The sequence below is a fragment of the Streptomyces sp. NPDC020597 genome, assembly GCF_044335095.1.
Classification (GTDB): Bacteria; Actinomycetota; Actinomycetes; order Streptomycetales; family Streptomycetaceae; genus Streptomyces.
This window is the reverse complement of sequence record NZ_JBIRUL010000002.1, coordinates 497,816-523,359: the sequence shown is the minus strand read 5'-3', so window position 1 is coordinate 523,359 and position 25,544 is coordinate 497,816. Positions and strand designations below refer to the sequence as shown.

The window sequence follows — 25,544 nt, the reverse complement described above, 5'->3', positions numbered from 1 at the left end:
GCGGGCGACCGCACGGCACGGAGAGGCACCTCATGCGCAGCAAGCTCGTCCTGCACGCCGTCGACTCGCACACCGAGGGCATGCCGACCCGGGTCGTCACGGGCGGCATCGGCGTCGTCCCCGGCGCGACCATGAACGAGCGGCGGCTGTGGTTCCGCGAACACCGGGACGACGTCAAGCAGTTGCTGATGAACGAGCCGCGCGGACACTCCGCGATGAGCGGCGCGATCCTGCAGCCCCCCACCCGGCCGGACTGCGACTGGGGCGTCCTCTACATCGAGGTCTCCGGCTATCTCCCGATGTGCGGGCACGGCACGATCGGGGTGGCGACCGTCCTCGTCGAGACGGGCATGGTCGAGGTCGTCGAACCCGTCACCACGATCCGGCTGGACACCCCGGCCGGGCTCGTCGTCGCCGAGGTCGCGGTGGAGGACGGAGCGGCCACCTCCGTCACCCTGCGCAACGTCCCCTCCTTCGCGGTCGCGCTGGACCGCAAGGCGGTTCTGCCCGACGGCCGCACGGTGACCTACGACCTGGCGTACGGCGGCAACTTCTACGCCATCCTGCCGCTGGAGGAGTTCGGGCTGCCCTTCGACCGCGCCCGCAAGGACGACATCCTGCACGCCGGGCTGTCGCTGATGGCGGCGATCAACTCCGAGGAGGAGCCGGTGCATCCGGAGGACCCGTCCATCCGCGGCTGCCATCATGTCCACCTGTACGCGCCCGGCGCCACCGCCCGGCACTCCCGGCACGCGATGGCCATCCATCCCGGCTGGTTCGACCGCTCGCCGTGCGGCACCGGAACCAGCGCGCGCATGGCCCAGCTGCACGCGCGAGGCGAACTGCCGCTGCACACCGAGTTCGTCAACGAGTCCTTCATCGGCACCCGTTTCACGGGCCGCCTCCTCGGGCGGACCGAGGTCGCGGGCCGTCCGGCGGTGCTGCCCAGCTTCACCGGCCGCGCCTGGATCACCGGCACGGCCCAGTACCTGCTGGACCCCACCGACCCCTTCCCGGCCGGTTTCGTGCTCTGACCGCGCGCCCGGCCCGCCCGCGCCCCGTCCGGCGACCGTGACGGCGGCGGCCCGGGGCGGCCGGGCCCGTAGATACTGGTGGCACGTGACATGGCACAGCGTTCCGAGGAGACCCCATGGCCGCCGCCCCGCGCACCAGCAGCCGGAAGCCCGCCTCACCGGCTCCGGCTCCGGCGCCCGCACCCGCCCCCGCCCTGCCGGTGCTCGGCGGTCGCCGGAGCAGTTACCGCGAGCGGGTCGCCGACGCCCTGCGGGCCGCGCTCATCGCGGGCGAGCTGCTGCCCGGCGAGGTGTACTCGGCGCCCGCCCTCGCCGCCCGCTTCGGCGTCTCGGCCACCCCGGTGCGCGAGGCGATGCTCGACCTGGCGAAGGAGGGCCTGGTCGACGCCGTCCCGAACAAGGGGTTCCGGGTCACCGAGGTCTCCGACCGGCAGCTCGACGAGTACACCCACGTCCGCGCGCTCATCGAGATCCCCACGGTGGTCGCGCTGGCGACCACCGCCGACCCGGTGTCCCTGGAGGCGTTGCGTCCCGCGGCCCGTGAGATCGTCGCCGCGGCGGTCGCGGGCGACCTCATCGCCTACGTCGAGGCCGACACCCGCTTCCACCTGGGCCTGCTGGCCCTCGCCGGCAACACCCATCTCGTGCGGGTGGTGAGCGAGTTGCGCGGTCGCGCCCGGCTGTACGGGCTGACCGCCCTGTCCGCGTCGGGGCGTCTGCTGGCGTCCGCCGAGGAGCATCTGGAGCTCCTCGACGCCCTGCTGGCCCGCGACGAGCGGGCGGTGCGCGAGGTCATGACCCGGCACCTGGGCCACGTCCGGGGCCTGTGGGCCACCGCTCGGGAGTGACGGCCCGCCCGAAGTGGGCGGCTCGCCCCACGAAGTCCGCCGTACCCCCCGCCGCTCCGCGCCCCACCCCGGGCCGTCGAGCACGTCTGTGATCCTTGTCGCGGCTGTGCGAAGCGTGCTGGGTGCGCCGCACGGGCATGCAACTGCCCGTGCACGAACGATCGGTGTCTTTTCTGTGGGGGAACGTGTGAGCCTGTGTGTGATAGGTGCTGGACTGTCGGGGCTGGCGACCGCGCACGCCCTGAAGTCCGAGGGCGTCGACTTCGTCGTCCTGGAGCGGGCGCCCGAGGTCGGCGGGCTCTGGCGGCAGCCGCAGGCCGGCGAACGCGGGCCGGGCTACCTCTCGCTGCACCTCAACACCAACAAACGGCTCACCGGTTACGCCGACTACCCGATGCCCGACTCCTACCCCGTCTACCCGCGCCACGATGACGTCGCGGCCTACCTGTGCGCCTTCGCCGACTGGGCGGGCCTGACGGACCGCATCGAGAAGGGGACGACGGTCGAGTCCGTCACGCAGAGCGCCGGCGGTTCGTGGACCGTGGTCAGCCAGGACGCCCGAGGACGGCGCACCACACGCGACTTCAGCCAGGTCGTCGTCGCCTCGGGGCACAACACCGAGCCGGTCCTGCCCGCTCCGCTCCCGGGTTCCGACACCTTCGAAGGCGCGGTGCTGCACGCTCTCGACTACCGCGACGGCAGCGACTTCACCGGCCGGCGGGTCGTCGTGGTGGGACTGGGCGCCTCGGCGGTGGACATCGCCGCCGACGTCTCCCGGTACGCCGCGCAGACCGTCCTGTCGGTGCGCCGGGGACTGCACATCATGCCCAAGCAGCTCTTCGGCATGCCGTTGGACGACGTCGCCGAGGCGCCGTGGTGGACGGCCATGACCCTCGCGGAGCAGCGCCGCTTCATCGAGCAGGCCCTGCTCGTCGCGCGCGGCAAGCTCTCGGACTACGGGCTGCCCGAGCCGGACCATCCGATCTTCGCCTCGGCCGTGACCGTCTCCGACGAGATCCTCACCCGCATCCGGCACGGCGGGGTCGTCCCCAAGCCCGCGATCGAGCGCCTGGACGCCGACCGCGTGGTCTTCACCGACGGCACTTCCGTGCCCGCCGACGCGGTGGTCCACTGCACCGGGTACCGCATGGCGTACCCGTTCCTGCCGCCGGGCTGCCCGATCGGTCCGCAGGGATCCGTCGAGCTGTACAAGCGGGTCGTCGCGCCCGACCACCCCGGTCTGCACTTCGTCGGCCTGGTCCGGCCGCACGGTTCCGTCACCCGTCTCGTGGAGGCCCAGTCCCGCTGGGTGGCACGGATCGCGGCGGGCAGGGCGACCCTGCCGCAGCGGGAGGTCATGCGCAAGGAGATCGTCGACTACCTGGACGGCATCGCCGGCCAGTACGGCCAGGTGCAGGGCGCGTCGATCCAGGTCGACGTCGCGCCCTATCTGGAGGACCTGCAGGCGGAGTGACGCCGTGTCACCTCGAGGCGGCGGCCGACGGAGCCGAGCCCGGCGCGTCCGTGCGCCGGGGTGCGTCCCGCCGGCTTCGCGTGCCGTGCGGGCGAGGGGAGCGTTCGACGGCGTCGGCGCACGGCCCCCCTCGGGGTTCCCGTCCCCCGTTGCCGGTCACCGCGCGCTCACGCCTCGGCGGGCACCGGGGGCGGGACGGCGGTCGGCACGGCGGCCGGCAGGTCCGGCGAGAGGGCCGTGGGCGGCCGGACCTCGTACGCCTCCGAGGAGATGTACGTCATGACCCGCGGCGGACGGCCCCGTTGGTGGGCCAGCCCCAGGTAGGCGACGAGGCCCACGCCGTCCTCCGGCTGCCGCGAGGTGACCGCGGCCGAGGCGCGCCGCACCGAGACCGGGTCGATGCCGTAGCGGGCGTGCAGTGCGGCGGCCCGGCCCAGGGCCTCGCCGTCGTGGCGGGCGTAGTCGCGGACCGGGATGTAGACCGTGAAGCCGCTCGGCAGGCCGGTCCCCGTCTCGGTGAAGGCGTGGCACGTCTGGACGGGCCGGCGGTCGAGCTGCGGTTTGTGCTCCTCCCCCGCCACGATGCGGAAGAACTCCTCGATCTCCGCGCTGCCGGGGCCGTCGTCCATGCGGGACAGGGCGCCCGCCTCCGCGGCCGACAGGTCGTCGTGCGCCAGATAGACCTTCACCCGTGGCTCCGCCCAGTCACCGAGGTCCAGGGCGAAGAACAGATGACGGTCGCCGTCGGGCAGCGCCTGGAACGCCTTGCGGTGACCGAGTCGTTTCAGCGCCTGCCGTACGGTCTTGGCGGTCCGCTTCTCTCCCGAGGCCGCGGGGTTCAGATAGACCTTGACCCGGGGGACGCCGCCCGCACACAGCTCCAGCGCGCACCAGAGCGCCAGCGGCCCCTGAGGCGACGCCGGGAAGAACAGATCCTCCAGGTCGTCGAGCGGCTCGGTGCCGAAGCCCCAGCGCCGGCCCATCTCCCGTATCACCCGCAGCCCGGTGCGGCCGTTGTCCGCCAGGTCGTCGGCGCCCGCCCCCGGCTCGAGGAGCACCCGCAGGGTGGGCGGCGCGCCCGGTTCGCAGGAAAGGGAGAACTCCACGGGGGTGTGGTCGTCCGAGAGGAAGCTGCGGCTGGCCGGAGGCAACTGCAGCGGTCGGTGCGCGAGAGGGCCCAGCACGTCGAGAAGCGTGCGCGCGTAGTCCGCGCAGTCGGCGGCGGGCAGACCCGCGATCTCGCTCAGTCGCAGTAACTGACGGGCCGCGTGGCCGCCGAGCGTGTCCCCCGCCGGGTCGCCCGGGGTGTCGGGGCGCGGGGTGCTCATCGGACCTCGCCGTCGGAAACGGGGCGGGCAAGAAGATACCCGCCTGGGGAGGCGGGTATCAGGGGGTGCACGACGATGGGGTGTCGTATGAGATCGGCGTCGGCGGATCTACGGTCCACGACATCTCCTCCTACTCGTGAGGAACACGGAATAACGCGTTCCTCACTACCCCTGCGGTTGAATCGTCATGCACTGTGGTGGAGTTGACGGGTGTTGTGTGCGTCACCTCGTCAGCCAGTTGAGGAACTGGCTCCACACGCCTCCCCGTTCGCTCCTGCCGCCCGCCGGGACCGTGTGCTGCGGACGCACCGGGGCCTCCCTGGGTGCGGGGGCGGGCCGCCGCACGATCTGGACCGGGGTGAACTTGGCGGGCAGCACCGTGAGTCCCCGGTTGAAGGGGCCCGGACGCCAGGTCAGGCTCTCGGTGGGCACCGCCAGCTCGACGTCGGGCAGCTTGTTCAGCAGGTTCTCGATGGCCGTCACGGTGATCTGCCGGGCGGGATCCTTGGACGGGCAGGCGTGCGGACCCGCGCTCCAGGCGAGGTGGGCGCGGTTGCTGCCGGCCTGGCGTGCCGCGGTCAGCGCCGGGCCGGTGTTGGCCGCGGCGTAGCTGACCAGCACGAGGTCGCCGGCGTGCAGCTTCTGTCCGGCGAACTCCATGTCGGACGCCGGGTAGTGGGCGCTGAGGTTCTGCATCGGCGGGTTCTCCCACAGCGTGTCGTCGATCGCCTCGTCGATCAGACCGCCCTGGTAGGCGTACGCGTCGTGGGTGAGCAGGCGGTGCAGGGTGTTGCCGATGAGGTTGCGCAGCGGCTCGTTGCCCGCCACCAGCAGCAGGGCGATCTGGTGGACCATCTCCTCGTCGGTGAGCTTGGAGGGGTGCTGCATCAGCCACGAGGGGACGTCGTCGCCGGGCTTGGACCGCTTGAGCGCGACGAGTTCGCCGATGGCCCCGAACATCACCCCGACCGCCTGCTCGGCGTTCACACCGTCGAACATGCCGGTGATGCCGAAGACGACGCGGTCGCCGATGTCGGCGGTGCAGCCGAACAGCTCGTTGAACACGAACAGCGGCAGCTGCTTGGCGTAGTCGCCGAGCAGGTCGGCCGAGCCACGTGAACCGAACTGCGAGATCAGGTAGTTGGAGACCTGCTCAGTGGTCTGGCTCAACTTGCGCGAGTCGACGCGCGCCATGCTGTCCGTGATCGCCTGGCGCAGCCTGTGGTGCTCCGCGCCGTCGCTGAACATGGCGTTGGGCCGGTACGCCAGCAGCGGTGCGACGGGGCTGTCCGCGGGGATGCGGCCTTCGTTGAGGTCCCGCCAGCGCCGCGCGTCCTTGCGGAACGCACCGGAGTCCTGGAGCAGTTGGAGTGCGATCGCGTAGTCCGTGACGAGGGTGGCCTCGACTCCCGGCGCGAGCTCGACGGGCGCGGTGGGCCCGAAGTGCCGCAGGTAGGAGTAGTAGGCCTGCGGGTCGGCTGCGAACTCCGTCCCGTACAACGGCACTCGACCGCCGACCTGGTGCGCCGGGCACCCGGGCGGGGGCACGGGTGCGGTGGGTTGTTCCATGTGTGCTCCTAGTGTGCACGTTCCTGCAGATGGCGGACGAGGGTGATCAGCGCGTCGGCCGACGACCGTTCGTCCCGCGCGTCGCAGGTGACGACGGGGGTGTCGTCGAGCAGGTCGAGTGCTTCGCGCAGAGCGCTCTCGTCCCGCGGCGGTGCGCCGTCGAAGTGGTTGACGGCGATGGCGTAGTCGAGTCCGTACTGCTCGATCAGGTCGATCACGGCGAAGGAGTCCGCGAGCCGCTCGGGATCGACGAGCACCAGCGCGCCGAGCGCGCCGCGTGCCATGTCCTCCCACATCTGCACGAAGCGCTGCTGGCCCGGCGTTCCGAACAGGTACAGCACGACACGGTCGCTGATCGTCAGCCGGCCGAAGTCCATGGCGACCGTGGTGGTGGTCTTGCCCTGGACGCCCTTGAGATCGTCGACGGCCTCGGCCGCCCGCGTCATCGTCTCCTCGGTGGACAGCGGCTCGATCTCGGAGATCGCCCCGATGAACGTGGTCTTGCCGACCGCGAAATGTCCGACCACGAGGATCTTGACGGCCGTCTGCGTCTCGCCGCGCCGGACGTACGCCTGCTCATCCAAACTTGGCCCTGAGACCATTCAGCACCTCCTCCAGGATGTCCCGGTCGGCGAGTGGGGCCCGCTGGACGGGCGGGCGGGTGATGAGATACCCGCCCTCCGTGAGTGCGGCCAGGAGGATCTTCACCACTCCCAGGGGCAGTTGGGTGTGCCCGGCGATCTCTGCGACCGAGAGGTAGCCGGCCGCACACAGGTCCAGCAGCTTCTGTTCCTCGGGCGACAGCCTGGTGGGCCGCTGCTCGTGGTCCGCCGCCGCCGTGACCAGCGTGATGAGGGACAACTGCCCTTCGTCGGGCAGCCCGCGTCCCTTGGTGATGACGTACGGACGCACTAACTCCGGTGTCTGGGGCTCCAGTTCTCCGTAGCCGGTCATGACCGCACGCCAAGGTTCTCGCGCGGCGGCGTGGTGAGCGCCTTGCCGAGCTGGCCGACGAGCTGCTGCATCCGGAAGGTGATGTCCGCCATGTCGACGTCCGGGGAGGCGGAGACGCCGAGGTAGGCGCCCTCACCGGCGGAGATCAGGAAGACCCAGCCCCCGTCGAACTCGACCAGCGTCTGCCGCCAGCGCATCTGCGCGTCCTCGCAGAAGAAGGCGAGCGAGCGGCTGAGCGACTGCACCCCGCTCATCGCGGCGGCCACCCGGTCCGCGTCGTCCTTGTCGAAGTCCTGCGTCCGCGCCATCAGCAGGCCGTCCGCGGAGATCAGGACGGCGTGCAGGGCCCCGGGAATCTCCAGGGCGCTGTCAAGCATCCATGACAGATCGTCATTCACGAGAACTCATGCCCTTCGCTGCTTGCACCACGGGTGCTCGACTGTTCCGCCGGGTCCGTCTGCACGGCCCGGCCCGACCGGGTGCCGCGCTGGAAAGCGCCCATGATCGCCGCCGTCTCCGCTCCCGTCCGGGAGGCGCCGGAGGCGTTCGACGCGCTGCCGGGCACGATGGCCATCGGCCGCTTGCGGCGCCGCTTCGGCAGGCCGTCGGACGTGGCGGCCGCGGTCAGCGCGGTCTCGGGGCCGCCGCTCAGGGGTGCGGTGGACGCAGCGGGAACGACCGGGGCCGGTTCCTTCTGCTCGGGTGCGTTGGTGAGCAGGTCGTGCGGCAGGAGGAGCACTGCACGGACGCCGCCGTAGGGGGAGGTGGAGTCCACCGACACCTCGAAGCCGAAGCGTTCGCTGAGCACGCCGATCACCGCGAAGCCGAACTGCGGCGGGTTGCCGAGGCCGGAGACGCCCGACACCCGCTCGCTCGACAGGAGCTTGTCCGCGCGGGCGCGCTCTTCGTCGTTCATGCCGACACCGGCGTCGTCGACGACGATGCAGATGCCCTTGGGCACGGTACGGATGTTGATTTCGACGACCGTGTCCGGGCTGGAATAGCTCGTGGCGTTGTCGAGCACCTCGGCGAGGGCCAGTGCGACCGGCTCGACTGCACGGCTCGTGATGCCGAAGTCGACCTGGGAGAGGATCTCCACCCGCCGGTAGTGGCGCACCCTGCCCTGGGCGCTGCGCACCACGTCATAGACGGACGCGACATCGCGTGCGCGTCCGAGCCAGCCGTCGCAGAGCACGGCGATGGACTGGGCGCGCCGGCCGAACTGCGAGTTCGTGTGGTCGATCTCCAGGAGGTCCTGGAGGATGACCGACTCGCCATATTTGTTCTGCAGCCGGGAGACGATCAACTGCTGTTCCGCGGCGAGGCCCTGAAGAGTCCGCATCGCGGACTTGAGGACCGTCTTCGTAGCCTCTTCGGCTCTTTCCCGAGCGGCCTCGACAGATTGCGCGTACTCGTTTTCGAGGACGGAGTAGTGGGATCTGAGCCCCTCGATCTCTCGCCTTAAGGCACGCGCCGCCCTGCGCTGGCGAACAATGAGGGCGACTGCGATGAGTACGGCAGCGAGGAGAGCCCAGAGTACCGGGTTCCGTATGTAATCAGTCATAAGACTCTCTTCAGGCGACTGACGGCCAGTTGCTGAATTCCCGTCAACACGGGTGGACCGGCGGACCGCCCGCACGGGGAATGACCGCCCGGACTGCCCCCCGTAGCCGGAGATGTCGTCTTGCACCCATCCGCCCGCCCACAAGCGAGCGTGATCGTATCACCACAAGAAGGAACCACAGAGCGCCAATATGCCCACGGAGATGAACATTGACGAACCGTCAGTCGTACTGTCGAACGACCGCGAAACGAGCCGGGAAGCGGGTTCGCAACAACCGCTCGGCGCCGCACGACAGGACAACCGATAAGTGTCCTTCCGCGACATTCCGGAGTTAAGGGCTACCGAAAACAACAAAACCCGCATCCGGCGGAAAGCCGAATACGGGTTACGATGCGTCACCGAGTGGAATCGACTCGGTGCGGAGAGTGAGAGTGTCCGAGGGGGGACTTGAACCCCCACGCCCGATAAAGGGCACTAGCACCTCAAGCTAGCGCGTCTGCCATTCCGCCACCCGGACCAGGTGTCTGCCGCCTGCGAGGAGATCCCCGCGGCGACACGGACAACAATACCAAGCTTTCGGCGTGCCTCTCACCTGCATAACCGCTGGCCGCGCACGGTGACGGGCCCTGCACGGCGCCCCTCCCCCGAGTGGCCGCCGTTCACCCGGCGACCCGTCACCCGCAGGCCCACGGCGGGCCGGTCCTCCACCCGCGCGGATCAGGACGTGGCGCGGGCGCGGTACGCATGGCGGGTGTGCTCGGTGTGCTCGCGCATCAGCCGGGCGGCCTCCTGTTCGTCATGGGCGGCGATGGCCGCGATTCGGCCGTGGACGGCCGCGTACGCCGCGAACCATGGAGGGGCACGACGTGTGCAAGCCGGGTGCGCGCGATGGGCCCGCTCGGCCGGGCGGCCTTCCGCAGCCGGCGCCGATTGTCTGTCGTCTACAGTCCACGGCGCACGGTCCGCCGGACCGGGCGACCGCGCGTCCCACCGCGACCCGCCGACCGCGCCCGCACACCCACCGCGACCCGCCGCCGTGTGCACACCGCGCCGAACGACCCGCGTCCCGCGTCGCTCGCGCCCGTCGCCGTCGGGCCCGTCATCGCTTGCCGGCGGGGGCGGGTCACGTCCGGGTCCTCACACGCCTGCGGGTCACTGTCCGCGGGTCACGGGCAGCGCACGACCTGCCCGGCGTACGAGAGGTTGCCGCCGAAACCGAACAGCAACACCGGGTCGCCCGTGGAAACGGCGCCCTGCTCGACGAGCTTGGAGAAGGCGAGCGGGATGCTGGCGGCGGAGGTGTTGCCGGACTCGGTGACGTCGCGCGCGACGACCGCGTTCACGGCCCCGATCTTCGCCGCGAGGGGCTCGATGATGCGCAGGTTCGCCTGGTGCAGGACGACGGCGGCCAGGTCCTCGGGCTTGAACCCCGCCCGCTCGCACGCCTGGCGCGCGAGCGGAGGCAGCCGGGTGGTGGCCCAGCGGTAGACGCTCTGCCCCTCCTGGGCGAACCGTGCCGGCTGGCCCTCGATGCGCACCGCGTGCCCCATCTCGGGCACCGAGCCCCACAGCACGGGCCCGATGCCGGGCTCGACGCCGTCGGGACAGGCCTCGACCACGGCGGCGCCCGCCCCGTCGCCGACGAGGACGCAGGTGGTGCGGTCGCTCCAGTCCGTCACCTCGGACATCTTGTCGGCGCCGATGACCAGGGCGCGGGTGGCGGCGCCGGCGCGGACGGTGTGGTCGGCGGTGGCCAGCGCATGGGTGAAGCCGGCGCAGACGACGTTGACGTCCATCGCGGCGGGCTGCGGGATGCCGAGGCGGGCGGCGACCCTCGCGGCCATGTTGGGAGAGCGGTCGACGGCGGTGGAGGTGGCGACCAGCACCAGGTCGATCTCGTCCGGCGCGAGGCCCGCGGTCGCGAGCGCCTTGGCCGCGGCGTGCGCGGCGAGTTCGTCCACCGGCTCGTCGGGCCCGGCGATGTGGCGCGTGCGGATGCCCACCCGGCTCCTGATCCACTCGTCATTGGTGTCCACCAGTTCCGCCAGGTCCTCGTTGGTGAGCACCTTGGCGGGCTGGTAGTGGCCGACGGCGGAGATGCGCGAGCCGTTCATGTGGTGGGTCCCCTCGTTGCCGTGGGTTGCGGGATCCACCAGTCTGATCAGTGACTCACGGGTACGAGGGCGCGTGAAGCGACAGGAAACCGGTTCCCCCGTTGTCGGCTTCCCCATAGCTCTCGGACGCCCGCTCACCTGCCGAACGCCCGCCCGCCGAACACGCGCCCCGCGACCACCGCTACCCGGTGAAGAGCTGCGTCGCCTTCTGCACGAGTTCGTACAGCCCGTAGACGAGCGGCGCCCCCACCCACAGCCAGGCGAAGGCGGTCAACGGCCGCCGGTCAGGCTGCGGACTCGGGCTGCTGTCGTTCGGCATCGGCTGCCTTCCTCTGGTCGGGTACGTGGTGACGGACGTGGACGGGACGGACGAGCTCGTTGGCGACGAAGCCGACGGCCAGCAGCCCGATCATGATGAACAGGGACAGCGTGTACAGCGCCGAGCCGTCCTTGCCGGCCTCCTCCTGGCGGTCGGCGATCCAGTTGACGATCAGCGGGCCCAGTACGCCGGCCGTCGACCAGGCTGTGAGCAGCCGGCCGTGGATGGCGCCCACCTGGTAGGACCCGAACAGGTCCTTGAGGTAGGCGGGAATCGTCGCGAAGCCCCCTCCGTAGAACGAGAGGATCACCAGCGCGCACAGGACGAACAGCGGTTTCGACGAGTCGCCGATCAGGGCGATGAGGGCGTACATCAGGGCTCCGACGCCCAGGTACAGGCGGTAGACGTTCTTGCGCCCGACCAGGTCGGAGGTCGACGACCAGCCGATCCGGCCGGCCATGTTGGCCGCGGACAGCAGGGCGACGAAGCCGGCGGCCGCGGACGCCGAGACCGGTGTGGAGGTGTCGGCGAAGAAGTCTCTGATCATGGGCGCGGCCTTCTCGAGGATGCCGATGCCGGCGGTCACGTTCATGCAGAGCACGATCCACAGACACCAGAACTGCGGGGTGCGCACCGCGCTGCGTGCCGAGACCTGGACGCCCTCGAGAGCGCTCGGCGCGCCGGCGACCGGCCGCTCACCGCGCGGCACCCGCACCAGCAGGACGCCCAACGACATGAAGACCGCGTACGAGAGACCGTGCACGAGGAACGCGAGGGCGATGCCCGAGCTGTCGGCGCCGAACGACTCGAGCATCTGCGCCGACCAGGGGGAGGCGATGAGCGCGCCGCCGCCGAAGCCCATGATGGCGATTCCGGTGGCCATGCCGGGGCGGTCCGGGAACCACTTGATCAACGTGGAGACGGGTGAGATGTAACCGATTCCGAGACCGATGCCGCCGACGAAGCCGTATCCGAGGACGATCAGCCAGTACTGCTCGACTGCGGCGCCGAGCGCGGAGATCAGGAAGCCGGACGAGAAACAGACCAGGGCGACGGTCATCGCCCAGCGCGGCCCGTTGCGCTCCACCAGGGTGCCGCCGAACGCCGCGGACAGGCCCAGCATCACGATGGCGAGCTGGAAGGGGAGCGCGCTCTGCGTGCCGCTGAGACCGAGCGCGGACTCCAGCGGCGGCTTGAACACCGACCAGGCGTAGGCCTGGCCGATGGAGAGGTGGACCGAGAGGGCGGCCGGGGGGACGAGCCAGCGGCTCCAGCCGGGCGGCGCGATGGGGGGACTCATGAAACCTGAACGGTAGAAACCCGTTTCCGACGCTGAGAAGGGGGAGCATCGACCGATTGCGGTGAGCGGTATGCGGGCTGCGCCGAACGGTCGGACCGTCCGGTCTCCCGACCGTGTGCAGGACAATGAGATCGTGAAGGACACGTCACCGGGACGACGACCCGGTGACCCACGGCAACACTCTCATCAAGGGCCGCTTCGGCTACCAGCACGTACAGAACCGGGGCTGATCACGACATGGGACGAGTCACCGAACGACGCAAGGTGGTCCGCATCAGGAACGGCGCGGTCTCCACCCGCCCGGACACGCTGGTCGCCGAGGAGCCACTGGAGATCCGGCTCAACGGCAAGCCGCTGGCGATCACGATGCGCACGCCCGGTGACGACTTCGCGCTGGCCGCCGGCTTCCTGGTCAGCGAGGGCGTGCTGGCCGAGCGGGGCGACCTCCAGAACATCGTCTACTGTGCGGGCGCGACGGCCGACGGCAGCAACACCTACAACGTGGTGGACGTGCGCACCGCGCCCGGGGTGGCGATCCCCGACATCACGCTGGAGCGCAACGTCTACACCACCTCCTCCTGCGGCCTGTGCGGCAAGGCGAGCCTGGACGCGGTGCGCACGACGACCCGCTGGCCCGTCGCCGACGCTCCCCCACTCCGGATCGAGCCCGAGCTGCTCGCCGTCCTCCCCGACCGGCTGCGCGAGGCGCAGCGGGTGTTCGACCGGACCGGGGGGCTCCATGGAGCAGCCCTGTTCTCGGAGGACGGCGAACTGCTCGACGTCCGCGAGGACGTGGGCCGGCACAACGCGGTGGACAAACTGGTCGGCCGCGCCGTGCAGAACGGGGACCTGCCGCTGTCCCGGGCGATCCTGCTGGTGTCGGGCCGGGCCTCGTTCGAGCTGGCGCAGAAGGCCGTGATGGCGGGCGTCCCGATGCTCGCGGCGGTCTCCGCGCCCTCCTCGCTGGCGGTCGACCTGGCGGTGGAGACCGGACTGACCCTGGTGGGCTTTCTGCGAGGCAGCTCCATGAACGTCTACGCGGGTGAGGAGCGCATAGCCCTGAAGGCCCCGGCCGCCCAGGGCTGACCCGGTTCCCCGCGGCAGGCGGCGGTGCCTCGCAACCGGCGGGCGGGCTTCCCGAGCCGCCGAGCCCCGGCCACCGCCGGGCCGGCTCTGCGGGTGGGCCCGATGTCGCCGTCGGCCCCCGTCGCTCTCGACCCCCCGTGGCGGTCGTCGCCGTGTCGCCGTCGGCCCCGTGTCGCCGCCGGGCCCGCGCCGGCCCGAGCCTCGCCGGGTGCGTCCGCAGCGGCGTCGTCCCCCTCGCCCCGCCGCACCTCTCCCGGGCCGGCCCCTCGGCTCAGCCGCGCGTGAAGTGCACGTCGGCCGCGCGGACCACGGTGCCCAGACGCGGGAAGTCGAGCTTCACGGACGCCTCGTGTTCGGGTCCGGTGAGAGCGGCCATCGCGTCCTCGACGAAGACCAGGTCGTAGCCGAGGTCGCCGGCCGCGCGGGCGGTGGACTCGACGCCGAGATTCGTGGCGATGCCCGCGAACACGAGCGTGGTGACGCCCCGTTCACGGAGACGGTCGTCCAGGCCGGTCCCCTGGAAGGCGCCGATCGTCCGCTTCACGATCTCCACATCGCCCTCCCGTGCCAGACCCTGGACCAGTTGGCTGCCGGACGGCTGCTCGGCGACCCCCGGCCGCTCGACGCGGACGAGTGCGACGAGGGCTCCCGCCGAGCGGAAGGAGTCCGCCAACTCCTGGGCCGTCAGCAGCACTTCGGTGCCCTTGCGGGGCGCCAGGGGGAGGGCGACGATGCGGTCCATCAGATCGACGAGGACCAGTGCGGTGCGCGCGGGATCGAGCGCGAGGGGGACGGTCATGACGGAACGTTATCCCCCGTCAGCCGTCCGTGCCGGAGATCCGGATCAACAGCTCGGTGAACTGCTCCCGTTCGGCGGCACCGAGCGGGGCGGGCAGCTCGGCCTGTGGTCCGGTGCGCGCACGGCAGGCACGGCACGACGCGCGGGTCTCAGGCCGTCGCCGCAGTCCGCTCGCCGGTGCGTTCACTCGGTTCCAGCGGATCGCAGGCCCGGCGTCTGGCGATGACCGCGCACACCATGAGCTGCATCTGGTGGAAGAGCATCAGCGGCAGCACCGCGAGGGAGGCGTGCGCGCCGAACAGCACGCTCGCCATGGGCAGTCCGGAGGCGAGGGACTTCTTGGAGCCGGCGAACTGCAGGGCGATCCGGTCCGCGCGGCCGAAGCGCAGTGCCCTGCCGCCGTACCAGGTCAGGGCGAGCATCACCGCGAGCAGCACGGCCTCGACCACGAGCAGTCCGCCCAGCCGCGCCGCGCTCACCCGGTGCCAGATGCCCTGGACCATTCCCTCGCTGAACGCCGTGTAGACGACGAGGAGGATCGAACCGCGGTCGACGAGCGCGAGCACCTTCTTGTGGCGGGTGACGAAGCCCCCGATCCAGCGGCGCAGCACCTGTCCCGCGAGGAACGGCACGAGCAGTTGCAGCACGATCCGCAGGAGTGAGTCCGCGGAGAAGCCGCCCCCGCTGCTCCCGAGCAGGGCGGCCGCCAGCAACGGTGTGACGACGATGCCGACCAGGGAGGAGAAGGAGCCCGCGCAGATCGCCGCGGGCACGTTGCCGCGGGCGATCGAGGTGAAGGCGATCGACGACTGGACGGTCGACGGTACGAGGGTGAGGAACAGCAGCCCCTGGTAGAGCGGGTGGGTGAGGAGGACCGGGACGAGGCCGCGGGCGGCCAGGCCGAGCAGCGGAAAGATCACGAACGTGCAGGCCAGCACCGTCACATGCAGTCGCCAGTGCTTCAGTCCGTCCAGCGCCTCGCGGGTGGACAGGCGGGCGCCGTACAGGAAGAAGAGGAGGGCGATGGCCGCGGTCGAGGCGCCGGATGCCACGTCTGCGGCGGTGCCGCGCGCCGGGAGCAGCGCGGCGAGCCCGACGGTCCCGAGCAACAGCAGGAGGTAGGGGTCGACCGGCATCCGACTCGGCCACGTCAGGCGTTTCACGGTGCTCCACGTGCTGTTCGAAGGAGTGCTTGTTCCTGGAAGGCTTTACCGTCTGTTGCTCGCGCGGACCGCCGGCATGCGCCTGCGGTCGTCGCCGCGGGCGGGCGGGACCTGGACCCCGGGAGGCCTGTGTCCATCGTCCACCCCGGGTCAGTGATCGGGAATCCCGTATACCGCTCTCACTGTCATCATGAATCGCGATGACAGCGCTACGGTGGGGCGTGTGTACGACCCCTCTCATCTGCGCAGCTTCCTCGCCGTGGCCCGGGCGCTCAGTTTCACGCAGGCGGCGCGGCGGCTCGGGCTGCGCCAGTCCACCGTCAGTCAGCACGTGCGGCGGCTGGAGGACGCGACCGGACGCGCCCTGTTCACCCGGGACACGCACTCGGTGGAACTGACCGAGGACGGCGAGGCCATGCTCGGGTTCGCGCACCGGATCCTGGACGTCCACGAGCAGGCCGCCGCGTTCTTCACGGGGACCCGGCTGCGCGGCAGACTGCGCTTCGGTGCGTCCGAGGACTTCGTGCTGACCCGGCTGCCGGAGATTCTGGAACGTTTCCGCTCCGACCACCCCGAGGTCGATCTGGAGCTGACGGTGGAGTTGTCGGGCACCCTGCACGAGCGGCTCGCCGCGGGAGAGCTGGACCTGGTGCTGGCCAAGCGGCGCCCCGAGGATCCGCGCGGTGAGCCGGTGTGGCACGACGAGCTGGTCTGGATCGGCGCGGAGCGGCTGCGCCTGGACCCGGGACGGCCGGTCCCGCTGATCGTGTTCCCGCCGCCGGGCATCACCCGCGCTCTGGCGCTGGAGGCGCTGGAGCGCCAGGGGCGGTCCTGGCGGATCGTGTGCACGAGCGGAAGCCTCAACGGCCTCATCGCCGCGGCCCGCGCGGGTCTGGGCGTGATGGCGCATTCGCGGGACCTGGTCCCGCCCGGTCTGGTGAGGGTGGACCGGGCGGGGCTGCCCGAGCTGGGCAGGGTCGACTTCGTGCTGGTGCAGGGATCCAGGCGGACGTCGGCCGAGAGCGCGGCCGACGCCCTGGCGGCGGCGATCATGGCAGGCGGCGACCGGCTGCACCGGCGCCCCGCCGCCCCTGGGCCGGCCCCCTGACCGCCCTGCGTGCCGGCCTCACCACGAGCTCACCCCCGAGGCGGCCCGCCGCGTCGCGAGGGGCCCCGCGGGAGCGTGGGCGGCGTAAGCGGTGCGGGGGGATTCGGTGGAGATTACGGTACCGAAACTTACTCAACCGTCAGCTTTGTGTCCGTCCCTTCCCCTTGTGGGCCCTTTTTCCCGCCCTGACCAGCGTGGACTGGAACGTCGCGCGCTGTTCGCGCCCCTCCCGCCCTGTCGCAGGGTGGGGTAGCTTTCACGGCGCTGTGCGGCCTTGAGAAAGCGGGGTGCGAAGTTTGCGGGAGTTCACCAACCCTCCGTTGGCGCTGCCACCGCCGGTCGGCGGTCTGGCCGACGTCGTCTTCCGGCACGCCCGGGAGGACCCGCACTACATCGCGCTCGGCCGCAAGGACGAGCACGGCGAATGGCGGGACGTCACCTCCGCCGAGTTCCGTGACGAGGTCCTCGCCCTGGCCAAGGGTCTCCTCGCCCAGGGCATCCGGTTCGGCGACCGCGTCGCGATCATGTCCCGCACCCGCTACGAGTGGACCCTGTTCGACTACGCCCTGTGGACCGTCGGCGCCCAGGTGGTGCCGGTCTACCCCACCTCGTCCGCCGAGCAGTGCTTCTGGATGCTCTACGACGCCGAGTGCACGGCGGCCGTCGTCGAGCACGAGGACCACGCGATGACGATCGCCACCGTCATCGACCGCCTTCCGCAGCTGCGGCAGCTGTGGCAGCTGGACTCCGGCTGTGTGCAGGAGCTGTACGACGCCGGCGCGGCCATCGAGGACGAGGTCGTCCACCGGCACCGGGAGGCGGTCACTCCCGACTCGACCGCGACGATCATCTACACCTCGGGGACCACCGGCCGGCCCAAGGGCTGTGTCGTCTCGCACGGCAACTTCATGTTCGAGGCGGACACCGTCATCGAGCGCTGGGAATCGGTGTTCCGTTCAAGGAAGGGCGACGAGGCGGCGACCCTGCTGTTCCTGCCGCTGGCGCACGTCTTCGGACGGATGGTGCAGATCGCCGCGATCCGCGGCAGGGTCCGCTTCGGCCACCAGCCCCAGCTGCACGCGTCCGCGCTCCTCCCCGACCTTCAGGCGTTCCGTCCGACGTTCTTCCTGGCCGTGCCGTACATCTTCGAGAAGGTGTACGGCGCGGCGCGGCGCAAGGCGGAGCGGGAGGGCAGAGCGGGACCGTTCGAGAAGGCCGTGGAAGTGGCCGTGCAGTACGCCGAGGCGGTCGAGGCGAAGGCGTGGGGCACCGGACCTGGCCCCTCGGCCGGGCTGCGCATGCAGCACCAGCTGTTCGAGAAGCTCGTCTACGGCAAGCTGCGCGCGGCGATGGGCGGCCGGGTGCGGCAGGCGATGTCCGGCGGCTCGGCCATGGACCGCAGGCTCGGTCTGTTCTTCGCCGGCGCGGGCGTGCAGATCTACGAGGGCTACGGTCTGACGGAGACGACGGCGGCGGCGACCGCGAACCCTCCCGGCCGCACCCGCTACGGCACCGTCGGCCAGGCCATCCCGGGCATGACCGTGCACATCGCGGACGACGGCGAGATCTGGCTGCGCGGCGACAACGTCTTCCAGGGGTACCTCAACAACCCCAAGGCCACCGACGAGGCCCTGCACGACGGCTGGCTGGCCACCGGTGACCTCGGCGCACTGGACGAGGACGGATACCTCACGATCACCGGCCGCAAGAAGGAGATCCTGGTCACCTCCGGGGGCAAGAGCGTCGCGCCGGGGCTGCTGGAGGAGCGGGTGCGCGACCACCCCCTCGTCCACCAGTGCCTGCTGGTGGGCAACGACCGGCCGTTCGTGGCGGCGCTGATCACGCTCGACCAGGAGGCCGTCGAACACTGGCTGCAGATGCGCGGCAAACCGCAGATGACGCCGTCGGAGCTGGTCAGCGACGCCGACCTGGAGGCGGAGGTGCGCCGGGCGGTGGTGGCCGCCAACACGCTGGTGTCGAAGGCGGAGTCGATCCGCACGTTCCGCATCCTCGGTCTGCCCTTCAGCGAGGAGCACGGGCTGCTGACCCCGTCGCTGAAACTGAAGCGCAAGGCGATCGAGAACGCTTACGCAAACGAGGTCGAGGCGCTGTACCGGTCCTGAGCCGGACCCTGCCCAGGTCTTGGACGGGCGGAGAGCGGGTACCGGAGGGGGAGGAATGCACCGACCGTCGTGATCGTTGACGATGGGAGTACCCCTTGACGGACAAGCGAAGGATCAAGAGCTCGTGAGCAGCAAGGTCCCCCCGATCATCCTCAACAACGGCGTCGAGATGCCCCAGCTGGGCTTCGGGGTCTGGCAGGTGCCGGACGACGAGGCGGAGCAGGCGGTCACCACCGCACTGGAGGCCGGGTACCGCAGCATCGACACAGCGGCGATCTACGGCAACGAGGAGGGCACCGGCAAGGCCATCGCCGCCTCCGGCGTGCCCCGCCAGGACATCTTCGTCACCACCAAGCTCTGGAACTCCGACCAGGGGCACGACGCGACGCTGCGCGCGTTCGACGTCTCCCTGCACAAGCTCGGCCTGGACTACGTGGACCTGTACCTGATCCACTGGCCGCGGCCGGCCCGGGGACAGTACGTCGACACGTACAAGGCCTTCGAGAAGCTCCTCGCCGACGGCCGGGTCAAGGCGATCGGCGTGTCGAACTTCCTGCCGGAGCACCTCGAGCGGCTGATCGACGAGACGTCGGTCGTGCCGGCGGTCAACCAGATCGAGCTGCACCCGCATCTGCAGCAGCAGGAGTCCCGCGCGTTCCACGCGGAGCGGGGCATCGCCACCGAGGCCTGGTCCCCGCTCGGCCAGGGCAAGGGCCTGCTCGAGGTCCCGGCGGTGGTGGCCATCGCCCGCAAGCACGACCGCACCCCTGCCCAGGTGGTGCTGCGCTGGCACCTCCAGCTCGGCAACGTGGTGATCCCGAAGTCCGTGACGCCGTCGCGGATCAAGGAGAACATCGACGTGTTCGACTTCAGCCTGGACGCCGAGGACCTCGCGGCCGTCAGCGCGCTGAACGAGGACCGTCGCATCGGTCCGGACCCGGCCGCGTTCGACATCGGCTGACAGGCCCGCAGCAGGTGAGGGCGCCCCGGTCGGGGGCGCCCTCGGCGCGTCGGGCGGCTCGTCAGTTGGGCTGCCCGACCGGCCGGACGACGACGGTGTTGACGTCCACTCCGGCCGGCTGCCCGACGGCCCACACGACGGAGTCGGCGATCTGGTCGGCGGTCAGCAGCCGGCCGGGCGGCAGGCTGCCGTAGCTGTCCCAGAACGGGGTCTCCACCCGGCCGGGCGCGACCAGCGTCACGCCGACGCCCCACTCGGTGACCTGGCGGCGGGTGTTCTCCGCGAGTCCGGTGACCGCGTACTTGGTCGCCCCGTAGAGGTTGCCCGGGGTCGGCACGAAGCCGGCGACGCTCCCGATGAGCACGATCCGTCCCCGGGTCTCCTTCAGCGCGTCGATCGACGCCCGGATGAGCAGCGCGGGGCCGAGGACGTTGGTCAGCACCATGTCGGTCCACCCGGCCGGATCGCCCTCGGCGACCGAGTCGTGGGTGGCGGTTCCCGCGTTGGCGACGACCGTGTCCAGCCGGCCGTAGGCGTCGAGGGTACGGTCGACCGCCGACCGTACGCTGTCGTAGTCGGCGGCGTTCCCGGCGAACGTCGACAGGGCCTTCGGGTCGCCGAGGCCGGCGGCGAAGGCGCGCAGCCGTTCCTCGCCCCGGCCGGTGACGGCGACCCGGTGCCCGAGGTCGAGCAGTTGCCGCGCGACGGCGGCGCCGATGCCGCTGCCGCCGCCGGTGATCAGTGCGACCGGAGAGTCGGTCATGGTTGCCCCCTGTGTCTCGGTGTACGGCGGGGATTCCATCAGCTGGAGTGCTCTCGAAGTCAAATGCCCTCCCGGGTACGGCGGTCGGCGGCAGAGGAGAAGCAGCGACCGCCACGCCGGGGACGCCTTAGCCGTCCGCCCGTGCCCACATTCGCGGCGCTGACGGCAGCCGAGTCCGACCGGCCTGGTTCGGTGGGCGGCCGCCCGCCGCCGTTCGCCCTGTCAGACCGCCCGTACGGCGGTGTGCACGGTGTGGGCGGCGAGCACGAAGACGTCGGGCCGGCGATGCACGCTCGCCGCGTCGTCCGGGTCGAGGAGGCGGTCGACGGTGGCGCGGTCGTCGGCGTCGAGGTCCTCGCCGAAGGCCTCGCGCAGCCTCGACAGGCTCGCGGCGACGTAGGCACGGGCGCGGTCGGGGGCGGGCGCGGGCAGGTCGAGCAGGAAGCTGCGGCTGCGGCTGTGCCTCAGGCCCGCGGCGCCGAGCAGCGCCGCCCAGTCCTCGGTCTCGGCCACGGTGCCCGGCAGGTCGGCCCGCATCCGCGCGAACCACTCCGCCTCCAGCGCGTCGAGCCGTGCCTCGAGGCCCGGCCGTCCGAAGCCCAGGTCGCGCGGCAGGAACCGGGTCGGCAGTCCGCCCTCCATGATCGCCAGTGTTCCGCCGGGGCTGAGGCGCTGCGCGAAGGCCGCCAGCGCGGCGCGCTGGTCGCCCAGGTGGTGCAGGCTGCGCCCGGCCCACAGCAGGTCGGCCGGGTAGTCCAACTCGCCGAGTACGTCGGGCAGTTCGCCTGCCAGAGTGCCGAACCGGTCGGCGTACCCGAGCCGGGCCGCCCGTTCCCCGGCCCGCTGGAGCAGCGGCTCGGAGCCGTCGACCGCCAGGACGCGCGCGCCGGGGAAGGTCTCCGCGAACAGGCAGGAGACGACCCCGGGGCCGCTGCCCGCGTCCACGATCAGCCCGGGTTCGGTCACTTCCCTGCCGAGCCAGGACAGGGCCCGCTCGTAGAGGGGGGTGAAGAGTTCGGCCTGCGCCTCCAGATGCTGCGCCATCGCGGCCCAGTCGATGTCGGTGCGGTGGTCGTGGCCGGGACCGTGCGGGTGACCGTGGCTGTGACCGTGACCGTGCGGGTCCTGGTCGGCGTGGGGTGTGTGCGGGTGGTGCGCCATGGCGGTCAGCCTCTCGTCCGGTGTGCGGTCAGCGTGCGCCGACGCACCGGAGGAGCGCCACTTCTGTTGCCGGGACGGCAAAAATGACGGGTGCGGACGGCAAGCCGTTCCGCACCCGTTTTCCCCGCCCGTTCCCGCGTCCGGCACGGCCGCCGCTGCGCCGGACCGGCCCCGGAGAGCCGGAGCCACGGAAGTGGACTGGACGGACCCGTCCGGCCGTCGGGCCGGCGATCCGCCGGGGCCCGGCCCGGGAGGGCCGGCCGCCCGACGGATCACACCGATCCCGGTTTCGGTTTCACGACCGGGCGGATCCGTTCACCGGCTACAGCGCCGGGTACGCGTTCTGCATCAGCTGCTGGAACTGGGCCGAGAACCAGCGTCCGGCCAGCGGGGCGTTGCCCAGGGCGCCCGACATGTTGTTCCCGTTGCGGGCGTTGCCCGTGTAGGTCGGGTCGCACATCCGGTCGAAGCCCTTGCCCTCGTCGTTGGGGATGACGGAGCTGGCGCCGTCGGACTCACCCGGCGGCTTCATCCAGACGTACGCGTCGATCCCGGCGGCCGGAGCGGCCTTCGGGCGCTCACCGAGTCCGGCGCCGGACTGGTTGCACCAGTTGCCGACGTGGATCCGACGGTCGTAGCGTCCGCCGTTCACGTAGGTGTCCACGCTGGTCGTCGCGCCCGGGCCGGCGGGCCGGGCGGAGCCGCCCCAGCCGTTGCGGGAGGTGTCGATCAGCATGCCGATGTTCGACCGGAAGCCGGTCGTGACCAGCTGGTTGCGGAACGCCTGGGCGTACGAGAGCTCGTCGGCGTACCGGTTCCAGTCCACCCACTTGGACTCCCGGACCGACTTGCCGGCCACCTGGTCGGTGAGGGCGAAGTTGTTCTCCTTCAGGGCGCTGTAGTTCGCCGTGTTGGTGATGAAGCCGTGCACGTCGTCGACGGTCGCGCCCTCGGCGTTCGCGGCCTGGAACATGATCTGGGCGGAGGGGGCGAAGTTGTCGTCCCAGCCGAGCCAGCCGTGGTGACCGGCGTCGATGTAGTTGTAGACGTTGGGGATGGCGCCGAGCTTCTTCAGCGCGTAGCCGACGCCCTTGATGTAGTTGCCGTTGGCCTTCATGACGTCGCAGGCCGGAGTGGCGGTGGGGGTTCCGCCGGCGTTGGTGACGAGGTTGGGCAGCGAGTCGATCTCGACGGTGGTGACGATCCGCAGGCCGGCGTACTTGCTGTCGGAGAGGATCGCCGCGATCGGGTCGATGAACTGCGTCTTGTACTTGTCGATCTCCGTCGGGCCGAGCTCGCCGTTGGAGGCGAGTGCGGAGCAGTCACGCCCGGGGAGGTCGTAGACGACCAGCTGGACGACTTCCTCGCCGCTGCCCTTCTGCGCCAGGGCCGCGTCCAGGTGGGCGCGCAGCCCCATGTGGCCGCCGGCGCCGTTGATGGCGGCGATGCGGTCGAGCCAGATACCGGTGGGCTGGTTGGAGACGCGGCTGCCGCCCGGCTCGGCGGCGGCGTTCGCCGACCACTCGGGGTTCACGTACACCTTGGCCCCGGCGTAGGGGTTGTCGACCTTGGTGGACGGGGTGCCGGGTCCGGTGGGTCCCGGATCGGTGGGTCCCGGATCGGTGGGTCCGGTTCCGCCGTCCACGTTGCAGGTGACACCGTCGAGGGTGAACGCCGTGGGCACGGCGTTGCTGCCGCTGTAGGTGCCCTGGAACCCGAAGCTGACCGAACCGCCGGTCGCCAGCGTCCCGTTGTAGGTCTCGTTGTTGGCGGTGACGGCCGTGCCGGACTGGGTGACCTTCGCGTTCCAGGCGTTGGTGACCTTCTGGCTGCCGGCGTACGCCCACTTCACCGACCAACTCGTCTTGGCGGCCGAGTTGTTGGTGACGGTGACGGCTGCGGTGAAGCCGCTGCCCCAGTCGTTCTGCACCTTGTAGTCGACGCTGCACGGGACGGCGGCGAGCCCCGAGTCGCCGGGGACCACGGCGAGTGCCGTCCCCGAGGCGCCGGCGACCAGCGCCAGCGCGGCGAGTACCGCTGTTCTGCTACGGCTCATGAGTGCGGGTTTCCTTCGTGGTCGAGGGTGTGGTCCGTTCTGCTGCTTGCCGGGTGGCGCCTATCCGTCGAGTGCGCGCAGATGGTCGCGCAGTCCGCTGCCGTACGCCGTGGGCGTCCCGTCGTAGGCGGAGATGAGGGACGGACCGGTGGAGCAGTCCCAGGCGTTCCAGGTCCAGCCCAGGTACGACAGTCCGCGATCGTCGAACCACTTCATGACGCGGTCGACGAAACCGTGTGAGCAGGTGTTCTCGCCGATCTCCCCGGCCACCAGAGGCACCTGGGCGGCCACGGGGGCGAGCGTGGAGTTCCAGCAGCTCTCGTCGGCACAGGAGTTGAAGTTGTAGACGTGGTACGCGGCGGCGAGATTGCCGGTGGGGTCGGTGGGTTTGCGGGTCAGCCACTGACCGAGGTCGTTGGAGTAGGCGAGCCCGCCGGCCAGGATCACGTTCCTGGCCCCGGTCGCCCGCACGGAGTCGACGAGGTCCTGCATGCCGGCGACCTCGTAGCCGATGCCCGGGCAGGTCCCGCCGTCCCGCCAGCACTGCCACGCCTGGGCGGTCGTGGCGGTGGCGCGGTCCGGGTAGGGCTCGTTGAACAGGTCGAACACCACGGCCGTGTCGTTCTTGAAGGCGTTGGCGACCGAGGTCCAGAACGCCGGCGAGTACTGCATGTCGGGCATCGGCTTCTGGCAACTGGCGTGCACGTCGGAACAGCCGGCCGAGTTGCCGGTGTACTGGCCGTACGTCCAGTGCAGTTCGACGATCGGGGTCATGCCGTGCGCCTTGACGCGGGCGACCAGGTCCTTCACGGCGTTGACGTAGGTCGCGCCCCGGTAGGCGGGGTCGATGTTCGAAAGTCCCAGCCAGCACTCCTCGTTGAGCGGGATACGGACGGCGTCGACGTGCCAGGCGGCGATCGCCGCGACGGCGGCGTCGTCGACCGGTCCGTCCCAGATGCCGCGCCCCTGCACGCACATGAACTCGCCGCCCGAGCGGTTCACGCCGAGCAGCCGGCGGGTGTTCCCGGCGGCGTCCACGAGCTTGTTGCCCGCGACGTGCAGGGCGGGCGGCGCGTCACCGGGTCCGGGCGGGTCGGTCGAGGGCGGTGCGGTGGGGGTCGGCGTGGACGTGGGGGTGGACGTCGGGGTGGGTGTGGGCCCGTTGCCGGCGTTGCAGGCCGTGCCGTTGAGCCGGAACGCGGTCGGAACGGCGTTCGCCCCCGTCTTCGAGGCGATGAATCCGGCGCTGACGCTCGCGCCGGCGCCCAGGGAGCCGTTCCAGCTCTCGTTCGCGGCGGTGACGGTCGCCCCGGACTGGGACCACTTGGCGTTCCAGCCCTGGGTGACCTTCTGGCCGTCCGCGAAGTCGAAGGCGAGACTCCAACCGCTCATGGCCGCCGCATTGTTGGTGACCTTCACGGCGCCCTGGAAGCCGGTGTCCCACTGCCCGGTGACCGAGTACTCCACCGTGCAGGAAGGCGCCGCTCCTTGCGCCGTGACGACCGGCAGCAGGGCGCCCGCGACGAGGGCGACCGTGCCGGCCACGGCTAAAAGTACTGAACGCGGGGGGTGACGCATGAGCGACTCCTTGCAGATCAGGCGCGCCGTGACAGGCGCGTCGACTGATGGAACCGCTCCCACTGGTGACTCGAAGTTAGCGCCACGTGCTGGCAAAGAACAGTAGGAGTAACTGACTTTTACTCAGCACCCGTCGTCGAATCTTTTCGACTCTTCAAGCATCTTGACCCCGTTCACCCGCATCCCCACTATGGGAGCGCTCCCACTGGTTCAAGGCTTGTTGCTCCTCCCCCACTCCCCGA

General features: G+C 70.9%; 21 protein-coding genes, 1 tRNA gene and 2 pseudogenes. 8 read left to right on the top strand and 16 right to left on the bottom strand.

Going from position 1 to position 25,544, the window contains the following annotated elements:
* The first annotated feature begins 32 nt into the window (after window positions 1–32).
* From ACH4ZA_RS05895 to ACH4ZA_RS05885, 3 genes are all read left to right on the top strand, one after another.
* A complete protein-coding gene (locus ACH4ZA_RS05895; RefSeq protein ID WP_398428209.1) occupies window positions 33–1,034 on the top strand; it encodes a proline racemase family protein in 1,002 nt (333 codons plus the stop codon).
* A 116-nt stretch (window positions 1,035–1,150) separates the two neighbouring features.
* The gene (locus ACH4ZA_RS05890) at window positions 1,151–1,882 is read left to right on the top strand and encodes a GntR family transcriptional regulator (RefSeq protein WP_319277775.1); all 732 of its coding nucleotides are present in this window, start codon (window positions 1,151–1,153) and stop codon (window positions 1,880–1,882) included.
* Window positions 1,883–2,069: 187 nt separating this feature from the next.
* Window positions 2,070–3,356: an NAD(P)-binding domain-containing protein gene (locus ACH4ZA_RS05885; protein ID WP_319277777.1), complete on the top strand. Its 1,287-nt coding sequence runs from the start codon at window positions 2,070–2,072 to the stop codon at window positions 3,354–3,356.
* A 167-nt stretch (window positions 3,357–3,523) separates the two neighbouring features.
* Here the strand turns inward: ACH4ZA_RS05885 and ACH4ZA_RS05880 are convergent, their stop codons facing one another.
* The 10 genes and pseudogenes from ACH4ZA_RS05880 to ACH4ZA_RS05835 form a co-directional block, all read right to left on the bottom strand.
* Window positions 3,524–4,684: a tryptophan dimethylallyltransferase family protein gene (locus ACH4ZA_RS05880; protein WP_319277779.1), complete on the bottom strand. Its 1,161-nt coding sequence runs from the start codon at window positions 4,682–4,684 to the stop codon at window positions 3,524–3,526.
* Window positions 4,685–4,906: 222 nt separating this feature from the next.
* Entirely contained in the window at window positions 4,907–6,253 is a 1,347-nt protein-coding gene (locus ACH4ZA_RS05875) for a cytochrome P450 (RefSeq protein WP_319277780.1), read from the bottom strand.
* An 8-nt stretch (window positions 6,254–6,261) separates the two neighbouring features.
* Window positions 6,262–6,855, bottom strand: a complete 594-nt coding sequence (locus ACH4ZA_RS05870; protein ID WP_319277781.1) for an ATP/GTP-binding protein — start codon at window positions 6,853–6,855, stop codon at window positions 6,262–6,264.
* Complete coding sequence (locus tag ACH4ZA_RS05865) at window positions 6,830–7,207, bottom strand: DUF742 domain-containing protein (protein WP_057582153.1); 378 nt, start codon at window positions 7,205–7,207, stop codon at window positions 6,830–6,832. Before ACH4ZA_RS05865 ends, ACH4ZA_RS05870 begins: the two co-directional genes overlap by 26 nt.
* A complete protein-coding gene (locus tag ACH4ZA_RS05860) occupies window positions 7,204–7,605 on the bottom strand; it encodes a roadblock/LC7 domain-containing protein (RefSeq protein WP_306947531.1) in 402 nt (133 codons plus the stop codon). The genes ACH4ZA_RS05865 and ACH4ZA_RS05860 overlap by 4 nt, the downstream gene beginning before the upstream one ends.
* Entirely contained in the window at window positions 7,602–8,771 is a 1,170-nt protein-coding gene (locus tag ACH4ZA_RS05855; RefSeq protein ID WP_398428207.1) for an ATP-binding protein, read from the bottom strand. The genes ACH4ZA_RS05860 and ACH4ZA_RS05855 overlap by 4 nt, the downstream gene beginning before the upstream one ends.
* A 432-nt stretch (window positions 8,772–9,203) precedes the next feature.
* A tRNA-Leu gene (locus ACH4ZA_RS05850) sits at window positions 9,204–9,288 on the bottom strand.
* 200 nt (window positions 9,289–9,488) lie between these two features.
* A pseudogene (locus ACH4ZA_RS05845) lies at window positions 9,489–9,590 on the bottom strand (GntR family transcriptional regulator); the annotation flags it as partial.
* Window positions 9,591–9,937: 347 nt separating this feature from the next.
* Window positions 9,938–10,885: a beta-ketoacyl-ACP synthase III gene (locus ACH4ZA_RS05840; protein ID WP_319277866.1), complete on the bottom strand. Its 948-nt coding sequence runs from the start codon at window positions 10,883–10,885 to the stop codon at window positions 9,938–9,940.
* Window positions 10,886–11,169: 284 nt separating this feature from the next.
* Window positions 11,170–12,504 carry an OFA family MFS transporter gene (locus ACH4ZA_RS05835; RefSeq protein WP_398428206.1) on the bottom strand — a complete coding sequence of 445 codons (1,335 nt, stop codon included), beginning with the start codon at window positions 12,502–12,504 and terminating at the stop codon, window positions 11,170–11,172.
* A 115-nt stretch (window positions 12,505–12,619) separates the two neighbouring features.
* Between ACH4ZA_RS05835 and ACH4ZA_RS05830 the strand changes: the two are divergent.
* Both ACH4ZA_RS05830 and fdhD read left to right on the top strand, forming a co-directional pair.
* Window positions 12,620–12,734, top strand: a pseudogene (locus ACH4ZA_RS05830) (Fe-S-binding domain-containing protein); the annotation flags it as partial.
* A gap of 7 nt (window positions 12,735–12,741) precedes the next feature.
* The gene (gene fdhD, locus ACH4ZA_RS05825) at window positions 12,742–13,590 is read left to right on the top strand and encodes a formate dehydrogenase accessory sulfurtransferase FdhD (RefSeq protein ID WP_398428204.1); all 849 of its coding nucleotides are present in this window, start codon (window positions 12,742–12,744) and stop codon (window positions 13,588–13,590) included.
* Window positions 13,591–13,861: 271 nt separating this feature from the next.
* On the opposite strand, the gene ACH4ZA_RS05820 is transcribed toward fdhD, so the two are convergent.
* Both ACH4ZA_RS05820 and ACH4ZA_RS05815 read right to left on the bottom strand, forming a co-directional pair.
* A complete protein-coding gene (locus ACH4ZA_RS05820; RefSeq protein WP_319277787.1) occupies window positions 13,862–14,389 on the bottom strand; it encodes an isochorismatase family protein in 528 nt (175 codons plus the stop codon).
* Window positions 14,390–14,538: 149 nt separating this feature from the next.
* Complete coding sequence (locus ACH4ZA_RS05815; RefSeq protein WP_398428261.1) at window positions 14,539–15,525, bottom strand: bile acid:sodium symporter family protein; 987 nt, start codon at window positions 15,523–15,525, stop codon at window positions 14,539–14,541.
* 250 nt (window positions 15,526–15,775) lie between these two features.
* Between ACH4ZA_RS05815 and ACH4ZA_RS05810 the strand changes: the two genes are divergently transcribed.
* The 3 genes from ACH4ZA_RS05810 (at window position 15,776) to ACH4ZA_RS05800 (ending at window position 19,744) form a co-directional block, all read left to right on the top strand.
* Window positions 15,776–16,660: a LysR substrate-binding domain-containing protein gene (locus tag ACH4ZA_RS05810; protein ID WP_319277788.1), complete on the top strand. Its 885-nt coding sequence runs from the start codon at window positions 15,776–15,778 to the stop codon at window positions 16,658–16,660.
* Between the two features lie 296 nt (window positions 16,661–16,956).
* A complete protein-coding gene (locus ACH4ZA_RS05805; RefSeq protein ID WP_319277869.1) occupies window positions 16,957–18,783 on the top strand; it encodes a long-chain fatty acid--CoA ligase in 1,827 nt (608 codons plus the stop codon).
* Window positions 18,784–18,907: 124 nt separating this feature from the next.
* Window positions 18,908–19,744, top strand: coding sequence for an aldo/keto reductase (locus ACH4ZA_RS05800; RefSeq protein WP_398428202.1), 837 nt, complete (start codon window positions 18,908–18,910; stop codon window positions 19,742–19,744).
* Between the two features lie 61 nt (window positions 19,745–19,805).
* On the opposite strand, the gene ACH4ZA_RS05795 is transcribed toward ACH4ZA_RS05800, so the two are convergent.
* From ACH4ZA_RS05795 to ACH4ZA_RS05780, 4 genes are all read right to left on the bottom strand, one after another.
* Window positions 19,806–20,507 (bottom strand): SDR family oxidoreductase, encoded by a 702-nt coding sequence (locus ACH4ZA_RS05795; RefSeq protein ID WP_319277791.1) that lies wholly within the window; start codon window positions 20,505–20,507, stop codon window positions 19,806–19,808.
* Between the two features lie 222 nt (window positions 20,508–20,729).
* Complete coding sequence (locus ACH4ZA_RS05790) at window positions 20,730–21,668, bottom strand: class I SAM-dependent methyltransferase (RefSeq protein ID WP_398428199.1); 939 nt, start codon at window positions 21,666–21,668, stop codon at window positions 20,730–20,732.
* A gap of 322 nt (window positions 21,669–21,990) precedes the next feature.
* A complete protein-coding gene (locus tag ACH4ZA_RS05785; protein WP_319277793.1) occupies window positions 21,991–23,724 on the bottom strand; it encodes a glycoside hydrolase family 6 protein in 1,734 nt (577 codons plus the stop codon).
* A 60-nt stretch (window positions 23,725–23,784) separates the two neighbouring features.
* Entirely contained in the window at window positions 23,785–25,302 is a 1,518-nt protein-coding gene (locus ACH4ZA_RS05780; RefSeq protein WP_398428197.1) for a cellulose binding domain-containing protein, read from the bottom strand.
* Window positions 25,303–25,544: the final 242 nt, after the last annotated feature.